Origin of the sequence: Burkholderia sp. LAS2 (genome assembly GCF_018417615.1) — a bacterium.
In the GTDB taxonomy this organism is placed as follows: Bacteria; Pseudomonadota; Gammaproteobacteria; order Burkholderiales; family Burkholderiaceae; genus Burkholderia; species Burkholderia sola.
This window is the reverse complement of the sequence record NZ_CP071052.1, coordinates 1,576,725-1,590,549: the sequence shown is the minus strand read 5'-3', so window position 1 is coordinate 1,590,549 and position 13,825 is coordinate 1,576,725. Positions and strand designations below refer to the sequence as shown.

The following is a 13,825-nucleotide window of genomic DNA, read 5'->3' as shown; positions in this document are numbered from 1 at the left end:
GTTACTTCTGGGTCGCGCGCGGCCGCACCGGCACGAACTGCGTGTTGTCGCCGCGCCGCACGAGCACCGCGACCGCCTTCTGCGGATCGAGCTGCGCGGTCACGTCGGCGAACTGCTTCGCGTTCGCGATGTCGATGTCGCCGACGCGCAGCACGATGTCGCCGCGCTGCAGGCCCGCACGGGCGGCCGGGCCGTCGACGCCATCGATCTGCACGCCGTTCTTCAGCTTCAGCGTCTTCAGTTGCTCCGCCGTCAGGTCGCTGACCGTCAGGCCGAGCGAATTGGCCTGACGCGGCTTCTGCGGCGCGTTCTTGCGCTGCTCGGCCTTCGCCGTCGACTCGGCCGGCGTCTCGGCGATCGTGATCGGCAGATCGCGTGCCTGACCCTTGCGCCACACGCTGACCGTCGCCTTCGTGCCGGGCTTCGTGTCGCCGACCATGCGCGGCAGGTCCGACGCCGCCTCGACCGGACGACCGTTGAACTTCAGGATAATGTCGCCCGGCTGGATGCCGGCCTTGTCGGCCGGGCCGCCCGGCTCGACGCTGCTGACGAGCGCGCCTTCGGCCTTCGGCAGCCCGATCGAGTCGGCCACGTCCTTCGTCACCTCGCCGATCGCCACCGCGATCCGGCCGCGCGTGACCTTGCCGGTCGCCTTCAGCTGGTCGGCCACGCGCATCGCCTCGTCGATCGGAATCGCGAACGAAATGCCCATGAAGCCGCCAGTGCGGCTGTAGATCTGCGAGTTGATGCCGATCACCTCGCCCTGCATGTTGATCAGCGGCCCGCCCGAGTTGCCGGGGTTCACGGCGACGTCGGTCTGGATGAACGGCAGGTAGTCGCCCGTGTTGCGGCTCTTCGAGCTGACGATGCCGGCCGTGACCGTGTTGTCGAGGCCGAACGGCGAACCGATCGCGACGACCCACTCGCCGACGCGCACCTTGTTCGAATCGCCGATCGCGACGACCGGCAGGTTCGACGCCTGGATCTTGACGACCGCGACGTCCGTGCGGTCGTCGACGCCGATCAGCTTCGCCTTGAATTCGCGCTTGTCGGTCAGCGTCACGTAGATGGTGTCCGCATCGTCGACGACGTGCGCATTGGTCATCACGTAACCGTCGGCCGACACGATGAAGCCCGAGCCGACGCCGCGGTTCTGCTCGGTGTCGGGCCCATTGTCCGGCGCCGGCGCGTTCTTCGGGTTGCTGCCGTTGCCGCCGCCGTTGCCGGGCGCCTGCGGCAGCGGAATGCCGAAGAAGCGCCGGAAGAATTCCGACATGTCGCCGTTGTCGAAGCCGGGCGGGAGCACGCCGCGCGGGCCGGGTACCGGCACGTTCGCGGTGGTCCGGATGTTCACGACCGCGGGGCCCACCTTTTCGACGAGGTCGGCGAAATCGGGCAGGCTGGCAGCGGGAGGCGTGACAGCGACAGCGGTTTGCGGGACGAGCGGCAGGCAGGCACACAGCGCCGCCGCCGCGAGCACTTTGCGCAGCGTGAGTTTCGTCATGTCGGGAGCCGTAGCGTTACTTGGAAGCCTTGTATTCTATGGCAGACGCGAACTGCTGCAACGTTGCCGGCGGCACTTCGCCGAGCACGGTGATCCAGTAGTCGCCGCGGCGCTTCACGAGAACGTGCGTGGCGCCGGTGCTGCCCGCGCCTTCCTTGCGCGTGTTTTTCTCGGCCGGCTCGATGAAGACCGAGACCGTCGCGAGGCCGTCGGTGAAGACGGCCTGGTCGACCGGGATCGGCGGATCGCCCGCATCGCGCGCGGCCATCGGCCGGCGCACTTCACGAATCTTCTGGAAGCCGGCGACGCTCGGCGCGAGCTGCCAGCCCTGCGCTTCCATGTCGACCGTCGCGACCGGCGGACGCACGACCGTCCAGCCGCCCAGGTTGCGCATGCCCGCTGCGATCGCAGCCTTGTCGCCACTTGCGCCGCCCGTCTGCACTTGCGAGAACGCGATCTGCTCGAGCACGCGATCGTTCGCGTCGAGCGTCTGCGAACGCAGCAGTAGCCCGGTGCGCGCGTCGGCCCACAGCTTGTACGTGAAACGGTACGCGTCCTTCGGCACGAGCTCGACGACTTGTGCGTCGATCCCGGCCACGCGGTCCTTGCCGAGCGACTTCGCATCGTAGACGGACATCACGTGCTCGCCGCTCGCGCCGAGCAGCGCGGGGAACGAATCACGCGTCTGACGGCGCTCGACCACGCACAGCTTGCGCTCGGGCACGAACGTGTACAACTCGTCGTTGTGCCGCAGCAGTTTGCGCGGCTTGCCGTCGAGCGTTTCGATCCGCTCGAACTCGCCGTCGCGGGACGAGACGTGCGCGATGCGCGACGACTGCACGTATCCGCCGCGCTGGTAGACGAACGTACCTTCGTAGCTCTGCTGCTGCGCGGCCTGCTGGACGCGGTCGAGCCAGTCCGCGGCGCCCTTGCGGGTCGCGACGGGATCGTCCGGTTGCTGGGCGCTGGCGGGAAGGGATTGAACGGACAACAGGGCGGCTGCGCAAAGCAGGAGGGCCGGCAGCCGCTTCCATCCGGAGATGGCGTGATTCAACTGCAATGTCCGCATCGGGTTTATTGGCCTGGCGTGGTGGTCACGGCAGCGCGGATCAGCGGCATCGAACCCGTGACGACGGGCTGCTGCGCGAATTGCTGGTGCGCTTCAAGATATTGGTCGAGGCTCGCGTCGCGAATGATGTTGACGTCCTGCAGGCCCGGCTGGGCCGATGCCTGCGCAACCGTCACGCGCTGCAGGTTGCCGCTCTGCGGCGCGCCTGCCGACGCGACCTGAACGGCGCCCGGCGCACCGGCCATCTGCATCTGCGGGACGACGATCCACGTCAGCGTGGCGGCCGCGGCGGCCACCGCGAACGCGGGCACGACACGGCGGCGCAGCGACAGCAGCTTGCGCGCGACCGGTGCAGCCGCCGGCGCCAGCAGGTGCGGCTCGCTTTCGAGCGCCGCCGACATGCGCGCGGTGAACGCGACGCTCAGCGCGGGCGGCAGCGCGAGCTCGTCCGAGCGCAGCGCATCGCCAATCAGATGGTAATGGGCCCACACGGCGCGATCCGCGCGGTCGAGCTCAGCCAGAAACTGCCCGTGATCCGGGCCATCGAACATTTCGCCGTCGACCAGCGCGGAAAGGCGCTCGCCGCGCGAGCACGCTTGCGATTGCGTATTGACCGACCCCATGATGCTCCCCATCTTGCACACCCCGTCGTGACTTCACGACTCTATCCGTAACTAGACCCCGACCCGCGTCGTTCCGCCCGTCGCGCTTACCAGCGCTTGCCTTCGGGCGTATCGAGCAGCGGACGCAATTTGGCAGCGATTGCTTCGCGCGCGCGGAAGATCCGCGACCGGACCGTCCCGATCGGACAGCCCATCATTTCCGCGATCTCTTCGTAGCTCAGGCCCTCGATCTCGCGCAGCGTGATTGCCTGGCGCAGTTCTTCGGGCAGCAGAGCCATTGCAGCGTTGACCGTCTCGGCAATCTGCTTGCTCATCAACATCGACTCAGGCGTGTTGATATCCCTTAGTTGGTCTGCGTCGGAGAAAGTTTCCGCTTCCTCCGCATCGGCCTCGGTCGAGGTCGGCGCCCGGCGGCCTTGCGTCGCAAGGTAGTTCTTCGCCGTGTTGACGGCAATTCGGTACAACCACGTATAGAACGCCGATTCGCCGCGGAATTGCGGCAGCGCACGATACGCCTTGATGAACGCGTCCTGGGCCACGTCCTCGACCTCGGCGGGATCCCGCACGAGGCGCGAGATCAGCCGAATGATCTTGCGGTGGTATTTGGAGACCAGGAGTTCGAACGCTGCCTTGTCGCCCTTCTGTACGCGCTCGACCAGAGCCTGATCGATTTCTTTTTCACTCACCTGACAAATCCGTTAACTAGGGATGCAACGCGGAGCGTTATTGTAGCGTTCCGGCGCCGGCCGCTGGTTACGGTCGGTAACCGCGCGGCCGTCATGCCCGCGCCGCCGCCCCGGCCGTTCTCGCCAGCACCGACAGCGCACTGAACGACGCGGCATCGAGCGCGTCGGCCGGAATCAGCAGCGGCCGCGCGCGCCGGGCACCCTGCCCGACCGACAGCACCAGCAGCAGGCTGCTCCAGTGCGCATGGCCCGTCACACGGCCGCGGGCCAGCAAGCGCCCGGTGCGGCCAAACGCCGCAATCTCCCCGAACGCATCGATTTGCAGCTCGGCCGGCAGCCGGCGGGCGCAAGCCCGCGCCGCGCATACGGCCAGCAGCGCCGCCGTCACAGCCGCCACGCCTGCGCCGGCGGCAGCGCCCGCGCGCGGCGCCCAGAACAGGTACGCCGATGCGGCAGCCGACGCGACGAACGCGGCCAGCACGAGATACGACACGGCCGAGGCCCGCAACGCAAAGCGCTGCGGACGCCCGGCCGGAGCATCGAATGGACTCGTCAAGCGATTCGACGTCAGACGCGCTTGAACACCAGCGTGCCGTTGGTCCCGCCGAAGCCGAAGTTGTTCTTCACGGCCACGTCGATCTTCATGTCACGCGCGGTGTTCGCGCAGTAATCGAGATCGCACTCGGGGTCCTGGTTGAAGATGTTGATGGTCGGCGGCGACACGTTGTTGTGCAGCGCCAGCACCGTGAACACCGATTCGAGGCCGCCCGCGCCACCCAGCAGGTGGCCCGTCATCGACTTCGTCGAGTTCACGACGAGCTTGTACGCGTGCTCGCCGAACGCCGCCTTCACCGCGTCGGACTCGTTCTTGTCGCCCAGCGGCGTGGACGTGCCATGCGCGTTCAGGTACTGGACCTCGTCGGCGTTCATGCCGGCGTCGCGCAGGGCCGCGACCATGCAGCGGCGCGGACCATCCATGTTCGGCGCGGTCATGTGGTACGCGTCGCCCGTCATGCCGAAGCCTGCGACTTCCGCATAGATCTTCGCGCCGCGCGCCTTCGCCGCCTCGTACTCTTCGAGCACCATCACGCCGGAACCCTCGCCCAGCACGAAGCCGTCGCGGTCCTTGTCCCACGGACGCGACGCGGTCGCCGGATCGTCGTTGCGGGTCGACAGCGCGCGTGCTGCCGCGAAACCGCCGATGCCGAGCGGCGAGACCGTCGATTCGGCGCCGCCCGCGACCATCACGTCGGCGTCGCCGGCCTGGATCAGGCGCGCGGCGAGGCCGATGGAGTGCAGGCCGGTCGTGCAGGCCGTGACGGCCGCGAGGTTCGGGCCCTTCAGGCCGAACATGATGCTCAGGTGACCCGAGATCATGTTGATGATCGAACCCGGCACGAAGAACGGCGAAATCCGGCGCGCGCCGCGATCGACGTAGGTCTGGTGCGTATCCTCGATCATCGGCAGGCCGCCGATGCCGGAACCGACCAGCACGCCGATGCGTTCCGCGTTGGCTTCGGTCACTTCCAGCCCGCTGTCCCGGATGGCCTGGACGCCGGCGGCGATGCCGTAATGGATGAACGTATCCATGTTCCGGGCTTCCTTCGCCGGGATGTACTCCTCGGCGCTGAAACCCTTCACTTCGCCCGCGAAATGGCAGGCGAGGTTCGACGCATCGAACTTCGTGACGGTGGCGATACCGGACTTGCCGGCGACGAGATTGGCCCAGCCGTCGGCAACATTATTGCCAACAGGCGAAATCAGCCCCAGGCCTGTAACGACAACACGACGGCGGCTCACGGTAACCTCTTTTCCATTATTGGATGACAAAAACAAAAGCCACAGTGGCCACAGGAACCAGCCCTGCGAGCCCTGTGGCTGTTAGTCCGTCCGGCGCGGAGCCGGCAGGATGGCGCGTCAATCGCGATGATCGCGGCGACGTGGCGGACAAGCGCGAAAGGCGCTTACGCCTTGACGTTTGCGCGAGCGTAGTCGATCGCTTGCTGAACGGTCGTGATCTTCTCTGCTTCTTCGTCCGGGATTTCCATGCCGAACTCGTCTTCCAGAGCCATCACCAGTTCGACCGTGTCGAGCGAATCGGCGCCCAGGTCGTTCACGAACGAAGCTTCGTTCTTGATCTCGGCTTCCGCGACGCCCAGTTGCTCAGCGACGATCTTCTTGACACGTTGTTCGATGTTGTCCATTACCCCTCCGAGGGAAAGTTCAGATTTACAAGTGCGCGCATTTTATCAGGTTTGCTGACGGCAAAACGCGCGTTGGCTTGATGGTCGATCAAGCGCCGGTCCGCCTGAAAAACGGGATACGGCGCCGATGGTAAACGAAAACCGTTACGACATGTACATGCCGCCGTTCACGTGCAGCGTCGTACCGGTGATGTAACCGGCCTGCGGCGATGCGAGGAACGCGACGGCATGGGCGATGTCCTCCGGGCTGCCGAGGCGGCCGAGCGGAATCTGGGTCTTGAGCGCGGCCTGCTGTTCTTCCGGCAGCGTCTTCGTCATGTCGGTGTCGATGAAGCCCGGCGCCACGCAGTTCACGGTGATGCCGCGGCTGCCGATCTCGCGCGCGAGCGCCCGCGTCATGCCCGCGACGCCGGCCTTCGCGGCCGCGTAGTTGACCTGACCCGGATTGCCGGCCGAGCCGACCACCGACGTGATGTTGATGATACGGCCGCCGCGCGCCTTCATCATCGGGCGCAGCACCGCACGCGACAGGCGGAACACCGACTTCAGGTTGGTGTCGATCACCGCGTCCCAGTCCTCGTCCTTCATCCGCATCGCGAGCTGGTCCTGCGTGATGCCCGCGTTGTTGACGAGCACGTTCAGCGCGCCGAATTCCTTCACGGTCGCATCGATCAGTGCCTCGGCCGCGGCTGCGTCGTTGACGTTCAGCACCGCGCCGCGGCCCGTGACGCCCGCTTCCGCGAACGCCGCGGTGATCGCGGCGGCGCCCGATTCGCTCGTCGCCGTGCCGATCACCGTCGCGCCCAGGCGCGCGAGTTCGAGCGCGATCGAACGGCCGATGCCGCGCGACGCGCCGGTCACGATCGCAACCTGTTTATCGAGAGTCTTGTCCATGAATCGAATATCCGTTGCTTGGGAAAAGGCGCCGCGTCAGGCAGTCGCGAGCTTGAGCGCTTCGTCGAGCGAAGCCGGATCGAACACCGACGCACCCGTCAGGTTGCCGTCGATGCGCTTCGTCAGGCCGGCCAGCACCTTGCCCGGACCGCATTCGATCACGTGCGTGACGCCCGTGCCGGCGATGTGCCGCACGCACTCGACCCAGCGCACCGGGCCTGCGGCCTGGCGCACCAGCGCATCCTTGATCGCGGCCGGATCGCTGACCACGGCGACGTCGATGTTGTTGACGACCGGAATCTGCGGCGCCTTCACGTCGACGTTCGCGAGATAGTCGCGCAGCTGGTCCGACGCCGGCTTGAGCAGCGACGAATGGAACGGCGCCGACACCGGCAGCGGCAGCGCGCGCTTCGCGCCCTTCGCCTTCGCGATCTCGCATGCCTTTTCGACCGCGGCCTTGCTGCCGGCGATCACGACCTGCGCGGGCGCATTGAAGTTCACCGCTTCGACGACGCCCGCTTCCGCGGCTTCGGCGCACACCGCGCGCACCGTGTCGTCGTCGAGGCCCAAGATCGCGGCCATGCCGCCCTGGCCGACCGGCACGGCCGTCTGCATCGCCTGCGCACGGAAGCGCACGAGCGGCACCGCGTCCTTGAACGCAAGCGCGCCGGCCGCGACGAGCGCCGTGTACTCGCCGAGGCTGTGGCCGGCGACGATCGACGGCGCCGGGCCGCCTGCCTGCTGCCACGCGCGGTAGCACGCGTATGCGGCGGTCAGCATCACGGGCTGCGTGTTGGTGGTCAGGTTCAGCTCTTCGGCCGGACCTTCGGCGATCAGCTTGCCGAGATCCTGATTGAGCGCATCGGACGCTTCCTGGAGCGTCTCGCGCACGACGGCCAGATCGGCGAATGCGTTGAGCATGCCGATCGCTTGCGAGCCCTGCCCCGGAAAAACGAATGCAAATTTCATATCGTCCCCAATTGAATCGATTCGGACGGCGCGCACGAACGGCGCGCCGACGGGATCCGCGCGCGGCTTGTCGCGCGCCGCGGATCAGAAGCGAAAGACCGACGCGCCCCAGGTGAAGCCGCCGCCGACGCCTTCGATCAGCACGTGTTGGCCACGCTGGATGCGGCCGTCACGCACCGCGGCGTCGAGCGCCAGCGGGATCGACGCCGCCGACGTGTTGCCGTGCTGGTCGACCGTCACGACCATGCGCTCCTGCGGCAGGCCGAGCTTGCGGCAGGTGCTGGTCATGATGCGGATGTTGGCCTGGTGCGGAATCAGCCAGTCGATTTGCTCGGGCGCGAGATTCGCCTTCGCGAGCGCTTCGATCGCGACCTTTTCGAGCACGTTGACCGCGAGCTTGAATACGGCCTGCCCGTCCATGTGCAGGAATGCGCTGCCGTCGATCACGCCGCGATTGACGTTGCCCGGCGTGCACAGGATGTTCGAGTAGCTGCCGTCCGCGTGCAGCGCGCTGCCGAGCACGCCCGGTTCTTCCGACGCGGACAGGATCACCGCGCCCGCGCCGTCGCCGAACAGCACGCAGGTCGTGCGGTCCTTGAAGTCGAGAATGCGCGAGAACGTCTCCGCGCCGACGATCAGCGCGGTGCGGTGCTGGCCGCTGCGGATGAAGCTGTCGGCCGTGGCCATCGCATACGCGAAACCCGAGCATACGGCCTGCACGTCGAATGCCGCACCGCCGTTCTTGATGCCGAGCTTGTTCTGCAGCAGGCACGCGGTGCTCGGGAACACGAAATCGGGGGTCGAAGTCGCGACGATGATCAGGTCGATCGACTGCGGATCGATACCGGCCGCTTCGATCGCACGACGCGACGCCTCGAGCGCGAGATCGCTCGTCGTGACGTCGGGTGCGGCGAAATGGCGCGCGTGGATGCCCGTGCGCGCGACGATCCATTCGTCGCTGGTCTCGATGCCTTCCTTCGCAAGACGATCGGTCAACTGCTGGTTCGTGACGCGGTCGGGCGGCAGGTAGCTGCCCGTGCCGAGCACGCGGGAATAGAGAGTCGATTGGGCCATTTATGCTTTAGAGGATTGCGCAGCGGAAGGTTCGGCGTGATGGCCTGCGGCCGGGCTTGCCTGGCCCGCGCCGCCCGCGTTGTGTCCGCCATCGCCGAGCGACACTGAATTATCCGCCATCGCGCGCGCGAGGCGCTCCAGCACCCCGTTTTTGACGGCATCATACCCGCGTTTGATCGCCCACTCAAACGCGTACGCGTCGGCCGAACCGTGGCTCTTGATCACGAGGCTCTTCAGCCCCAGCAGCGCCGCGCCGTTGTACTGGCGGTGGTCGACGCGCTTCTTGAAACGCATCAGCACCGGCAGCGCGAGCAACGCCATCAGCCTCGACATCAGCGAACGGCCGAACTCCTCGCGGATGATGTTCGACAGCATCTGCGCGAGCCCTTCGGACGTCTTCAGCGCGACGTTGCCGACAAAGCCGTCGCACACGATCACGTCGACGGTGCCCTTGTAGATGTCGTTGCCTTCCACGTTGCCGCGGAAATTGAGCGTGCTGGCGCGCAGCAGCTCGCCTGCGCGCTTGATCGTCTCGTTGCCCTTGATGACCTCTTCGCCGATGTTCAGCAGGCCGATCGTCGGGCGCTCCTTGCCTTCGAGCGCGGCCACGAGCGCGTGCCCCATCTCCGCGAACTGCAGCAGGTGCTGCGGCTCGCAGTCGACGTTCGCGCCGAGGTCCAGCATCATCGTGTAGCCGGTCGGGTTCGGCAGCGCGGACGCGATCGCGGGCCGCTCGATGCCGGGCAGCGTCTTGAGCACGTAACGGGAAACGGCCATCAGCGCGCCGGTATTGCCGGCCGAGATGCAGGCCTGCGCCGCGCCTTCCTTGACGTGGTTGAGCGCGACGCGCATCGAAGAATCCTTCTTCTTGCGCAGCGCCACTTCGACAGGATCGTCCATCGCCACGACTTCGGTGGCGGGCACGATGGTCAATGCGGGATCGTCGAGGGCTTTCAGCTTCTTCAGCTGAGCGCGAATCGCGCTTTCGATGCCGACGAGCATCAGGTGCGCATCGGGATGCGCGCGGACGAACTTGACTGCCGCGGGAACGGTCACGGACGGGCCGTGGTCGCCTCCCATGCAATCGATTGTGAGCTTTACGGTCATGGAATGCGACGAATTTCAGGCACAAAAAAGCGGCAGTTGAATGCCGCCTTTTTGTTGAGCCAGGAAAGTGTCAAGCGAACCAGTTGTCACGCGAACGGCGAGCGTAGCGCGCAACGCGTGACTTGACGCTTAGTCGTTCTTCGTCTTGACGACTTTCTTGCCGCGATAGTAGCCGTTCGGGCTGACGTGGTGACGCAGATGCACTTCACCCGTGCTCGGCTCGACTGCCAGCGGCGCTGCCGTCAGGAAATCGTGCGAACGATGCATGCCGCGCTTCGACGGCGACTTCTTGTTTTGCTGGACTGCCATGACTAACTCCTAAATAATTTTCCGGATTCTAACACAGCCCGATCCGGCGCTTAACTACCCTGGCCCAAAGCCCTACGCCTTCCCGCGCCACAACTGCTTAGTGTTTCTTGGTGCCGTCACCGTCCTTCTTCAACGCTTGCAGCGCTGCGAACGGATTCGGCCGTTTGCCTTCGTCCCCGGCTTCGTCGGACTCCTCGTCCGCCGCTTCCGCGGGACCGCTCGCGCCCGACACGAGGCTTTCGTGAACTGCCGGGCAAACCTCGTGCTTGGGCACGAGCGGCAACGAAAGCAGCAATTCCTCTTCGATCAAGTCGACGAGATCGAACTGGCGTGAGCCCACGATCACATCGGCTTCATCGTCGTCGAGCGGAAATTCCTCAGCTTCTTCTTCGGTCGCGACGACCCGGTACGTCATGTCGACGTCGAACGTCTGATCGTACGGCGTCACGCAGCGCTGGCACGTGAGCCACGCATGGCCGTGCACCGCGAGGCGCAGATACGGCTGCTGCCCGTCGGCGCCGTCGTCCTGCAACTCCTTCTGCGTGAACCCTTCCGCCTGCCACGTGAAGACCGTGTCGCGATCTGGCGCGTCCGTCGGCACTTCGTTTAACATGCGCGGCAGTTGCGAGAGGCGCACCGCCCCGGCTGCCTGCCGCCCGCTGCGGGCGAACTCGAACAGGTCGACCGCGTGCGGATCGAGCGCCGCCGCAGGTTTGCCAGAAGAAGTGTTCATGTGCGCTCCTGCCTACAGGCTGACTTGCGGATCCGGCTTGGCACCGCTCGCGTACGGCTCATCGAAGGATGACGTACTTTACTTCCGAAGACCCGGCAGGCGCCACCACAACGAAAGCCTGCCGACGAAAAGCGGGAAAGCATACCTGTTTTACCTTTTGCGGTCAATCACTTAAGCTTGCGTCCGCGCAACGCCGCGCCACACCTGACGACTCACCGATCCAACCGACCATGCCGGATACCGTTTGCCGCCCGCCGCGGCTGATTCTTGCCTCCAGTTCCCGCTACCGCCGCGCGCTCCTCGAGCGCCTCGGCGTGCCCTTCGACGTCGTGTCGCCCGACCTCGACGAAACCCCGCTCGCCGGCGAAACGCCGGCCGCGACCGCGCTGCGCCTCGCCGGCGCGAAGGCGCGGGCCGTGGCCGCGACGATCGATGCGCCGGACGGCGTGCTCGTGATCGGGTCGGACCAGGTCGCGACCTTCGACGGGCACCAGATCGGCAAGCCCGGCACGCACGAGCGCGCGCTCGCGCAGCTCATGTCGATGCAGGGCCGCGAAGTCGAATTCCACAGTGCGCTCTGCCTGTACGACAGCCGCACCGACGACGCGCAGGTCGAGGACATCGTCACGCACGTGCGCTTCCGTTCGCTGCCCGAAGCCGAACTCGACGCCTACCTGCGCGCGGAAACGCCGTACGACGTGGCCGGCAGCGCGAAGTCCGAAGGGCTCGGCATCGCGCTGCTCGACGCGATCGACTCGGACGACCCGACCGCGCTCGTCGGCCTGCCGCTGATCGCCCTCACGCGGATGCTGCGCGCCGCCGACTATCCGCTGTTTGCCACCACCCGAGGAGACCGCGCATGACCGCCGGCACGCTTTATCTGGTCCCGAACACGCTCGGCGAAGGCGACGAATCGATGCTCGCCGCCGTGCTGCCCGCCGCCGTGCAGGCGCGCGCCGGCACGCTCGGCTATTACATCGGCGAGAACGCGAAAACGACGCGCGCGTTTCTGAAGAAGATCGGCACGACGCGGCCGATCCAGGAAATCGAGATCAGCGAGCTGAACGTCAATACGCCGGCCGGCGCCATCGACCGGCTGCTCGCGCCCGTGCTGGCCGGCGCGGACGCGGGCCTCGTGTCGGAAGCCGGCTGCCCGGCCGTCGCCGACCCCGGCGCGCTGCTGGTGCGCCGCGCGCACGAGCGCGGCGTGAAGGTCGTGCCGCTCGTCGGGCCGAGTTCGATCCTGCTCGCGCTGATGGCGTCGGGCCTGAACGGCCAGAGCTTCGCATTCAACGGCTATCTGCCGGTCGATGCGACCGCGCGCGCGAAACGGCTGCGCGAACTCGAGCAACTGTCGCGCAAGGCGCGCCAGACGCAGATCTTCATCGAAACGCCGTACCGGAATCACGCGATGCTCGACACGCTGGTCGCGACCTGCGCGCCGTCGACGCAGATCTGCGTCGCGGCCGACCTGACCCTCGCGACCGAAACGATCGCGAGCCGCACGGTGGCCGACTGGAAAAAAGCGCCTGCGCCGAATCTGCACAAGCGCCCCGCGATCTTCCTGCTGCTCGCGAATTGATGCCGCGAACGGCGATCCGCCAGCCAGATGAAAGGCGGGCCGTCGCGGCCCGCCGATTGCCGCCAGCCGTCAGCGCAGGCTGACCGACGCGCCGCCGGCCGTCAGCGCCTTCATCGCGGCGCCGCCGACGGCCGCGCCGAACTTGCGCGCGACGCGATTCGTCAGGCTTTCCTTCACCGTGTAGTCGACCAGATCCGGCGCCTTCAGCACGTCGCGTGCGACCGTGTCGGTCGTGCCGTAGCCGTCGGCGAGGCCCAGTTCGACGCTCTTTTCGCCGGTCCAGAACAGGCCCGAGAACATGTCGGGCGTCTCGTGCAGCCGCTTGCCGCGGCCATCCTTCACCGCCTTGATGAACTGCGCATGCACCTGGTCGAGCAGTGCCTGCGCGTGCGCGTCCATCTTCGGCGTTTCCGGCGAGAACGGATCGTAGAAGCCCTTGTTTTCGCCCGACGTGTGCAGGCGCCGCTCGACGCCGAGCTTGCCCATCAGCCCGGTGAAGCCGAACCCGTCCATCAGCACGCCGATCGACCCGACGATGCTCGCCTTGTCGACGAAGATCTTGTCGGCGGCGGACGCGATGTAATAGCCGCCCGACGCGCACATGTCGGTCACGACGACGTACAGCGGCTTGTCCGGATACTTGCCGCGCAACCGCCGGATCTCGTCGTAGACCATCCCGGCCTGCACCGGGCTGCCGCCCGGGCTGTTGATCCGCAGCACGACGCCGACCGTGCCGTCGTCGTCGAAGGCGGCGTCGAGCGCCGTGTTGATGTCGTCGGCGTTCGCGTTGACGCCGGCCGCGATCTCGCCGTCGATCGTCACGAGCGCCGTATGCCGCCCGCTCGCCGAAAACTTCGAATCGCTCGAGAAATCGATCAGCGCAAACGCGAACAGCACGAACACGCCGAGAAACGCGAAGCGGAAGAAGATCTTCCAGCGCCGTGCCGCGCGCTGCTCCTTGACGGCCGCGAGCGCGATCCGCTCGAGCGCCGCGCGCTCCCAGCTCGGTTCACGGCTGTCGGGACGGGAGGAGGAATCCGGGGAATTCGGTTGGTCGGCCATGCAGTAGTG

Annotated in this window: 16 protein-coding genes; 2 read left to right on the top strand and 14 right to left on the bottom strand. The window is 66.6% G+C overall.

All coding sequences use genetic code 11. The annotated features are described in order from the left end of the window. Position 1 precedes the first annotated feature (1 nt). From JYG37_RS07485 to JYG37_RS07425, 13 genes are all read right to left on the bottom strand, one after another. Positions 2–1,504, bottom strand: coding sequence for a DegQ family serine endoprotease (locus tag JYG37_RS07485; RefSeq protein ID WP_050011470.1), 1,503 nt, complete (start codon positions 1,502–1,504; stop codon positions 2–4). A gap of 16 nt (positions 1,505–1,520) precedes the next feature. Next, positions 1,521–2,573 carry a MucB/RseB C-terminal domain-containing protein gene (locus JYG37_RS07480; protein ID WP_050011471.1) on the bottom strand — a complete coding sequence of 351 codons (1,053 nt, stop codon included), beginning with the start codon at positions 2,571–2,573 and terminating at the stop codon, positions 1,521–1,523. A 5-nt stretch (positions 2,574–2,578) separates the two neighbouring features. After that, complete coding sequence (locus tag JYG37_RS07475) at positions 2,579–3,196, bottom strand: sigma-E factor negative regulatory protein (protein WP_213345979.1); 618 nt, start codon at positions 3,194–3,196, stop codon at positions 2,579–2,581. A gap of 86 nt (positions 3,197–3,282) precedes the next feature. Then, the gene (gene rpoE, locus JYG37_RS07470; protein ID WP_006490873.1) at positions 3,283–3,882 is read right to left on the bottom strand and encodes an RNA polymerase sigma factor RpoE; all 600 of its coding nucleotides are present in this window, start codon (positions 3,880–3,882) and stop codon (positions 3,283–3,285) included. 91 nt (positions 3,883–3,973) lie between these two features. Further along, positions 3,974–4,438 carry a hypothetical protein gene (locus JYG37_RS07465; RefSeq protein ID WP_050011473.1) on the bottom strand — a complete coding sequence of 155 codons (465 nt, stop codon included), beginning with the start codon at positions 4,436–4,438 and terminating at the stop codon, positions 3,974–3,976. An 11-nt stretch (positions 4,439–4,449) separates the two neighbouring features. After that, on the bottom strand, positions 4,450–5,682 hold the full coding sequence (fabF, locus tag JYG37_RS07460) for a beta-ketoacyl-ACP synthase II (protein ID WP_050011474.1): 1,233 nt from the start codon (positions 5,680–5,682) through the stop codon (positions 4,450–4,452). Positions 5,683–5,846: 164 nt separating this feature from the next. Continuing rightward, complete coding sequence (gene acpP, locus JYG37_RS07455) at positions 5,847–6,086, bottom strand: acyl carrier protein (protein ID WP_004197638.1); 240 nt, start codon at positions 6,084–6,086, stop codon at positions 5,847–5,849. Positions 6,087–6,230: 144 nt separating this feature from the next. Further along, positions 6,231–6,980 (bottom strand): 3-oxoacyl-ACP reductase FabG, encoded by a 750-nt coding sequence (gene fabG / locus JYG37_RS07450; protein ID WP_006476504.1) that lies wholly within the window; start codon positions 6,978–6,980, stop codon positions 6,231–6,233. 36 nt (positions 6,981–7,016) lie between these two features. Continuing rightward, positions 7,017–7,949: an ACP S-malonyltransferase gene (fabD, locus tag JYG37_RS07445; protein WP_012492432.1), complete on the bottom strand. Its 933-nt coding sequence runs from the start codon at positions 7,947–7,949 to the stop codon at positions 7,017–7,019. Positions 7,950–8,033: 84 nt separating this feature from the next. Further along, the gene (locus tag JYG37_RS07440) at positions 8,034–9,023 is read right to left on the bottom strand and encodes a beta-ketoacyl-ACP synthase III (protein WP_050011475.1); all 990 of its coding nucleotides are present in this window, start codon (positions 9,021–9,023) and stop codon (positions 8,034–8,036) included. Then, complete coding sequence (gene plsX / locus JYG37_RS07435) at positions 9,024–10,130, bottom strand: phosphate acyltransferase PlsX (protein WP_050011476.1); 1,107 nt, start codon at positions 10,128–10,130, stop codon at positions 9,024–9,026. A 129-nt stretch (positions 10,131–10,259) separates the two neighbouring features. Continuing rightward, positions 10,260–10,439 (bottom strand): 50S ribosomal protein L32, encoded by a 180-nt coding sequence (gene rpmF, locus JYG37_RS07430; protein WP_006051932.1) that lies wholly within the window; start codon positions 10,437–10,439, stop codon positions 10,260–10,262. Between the two features lie 97 nt (positions 10,440–10,536). Further along, entirely contained in the window at positions 10,537–11,172 is a 636-nt protein-coding gene (locus tag JYG37_RS07425) for a DUF177 domain-containing protein (RefSeq protein WP_050011478.1), read from the bottom strand. 230 nt (positions 11,173–11,402) lie between these two features. On the opposite strand from JYG37_RS07425, the gene JYG37_RS07420 reads away from it, so the two are divergent. Together JYG37_RS07420 and JYG37_RS07415 are read left to right on the top strand one after the other, a co-directional pair. Next, positions 11,403–12,035, top strand: a complete 633-nt coding sequence (locus JYG37_RS07420; protein WP_089464634.1) for a Maf-like protein — start codon at positions 11,403–11,405, stop codon at positions 12,033–12,035. Next, positions 12,032–12,754, top strand: a complete 723-nt coding sequence (locus tag JYG37_RS07415) for an SAM-dependent methyltransferase (protein WP_209939418.1) — start codon at positions 12,032–12,034, stop codon at positions 12,752–12,754. The genes JYG37_RS07420 and JYG37_RS07415 overlap by 4 nt, the downstream gene beginning before the upstream one ends. A gap of 69 nt (positions 12,755–12,823) precedes the next feature. Here JYG37_RS07415 and JYG37_RS07410 read toward each other — a convergent pair whose 3' ends face one another. After that, positions 12,824–13,816, bottom strand: coding sequence for a S49 family peptidase (locus JYG37_RS07410; protein ID WP_050011480.1), 993 nt, complete (start codon positions 13,814–13,816; stop codon positions 12,824–12,826). Positions 13,817–13,825: the final 9 nt, after the last annotated feature.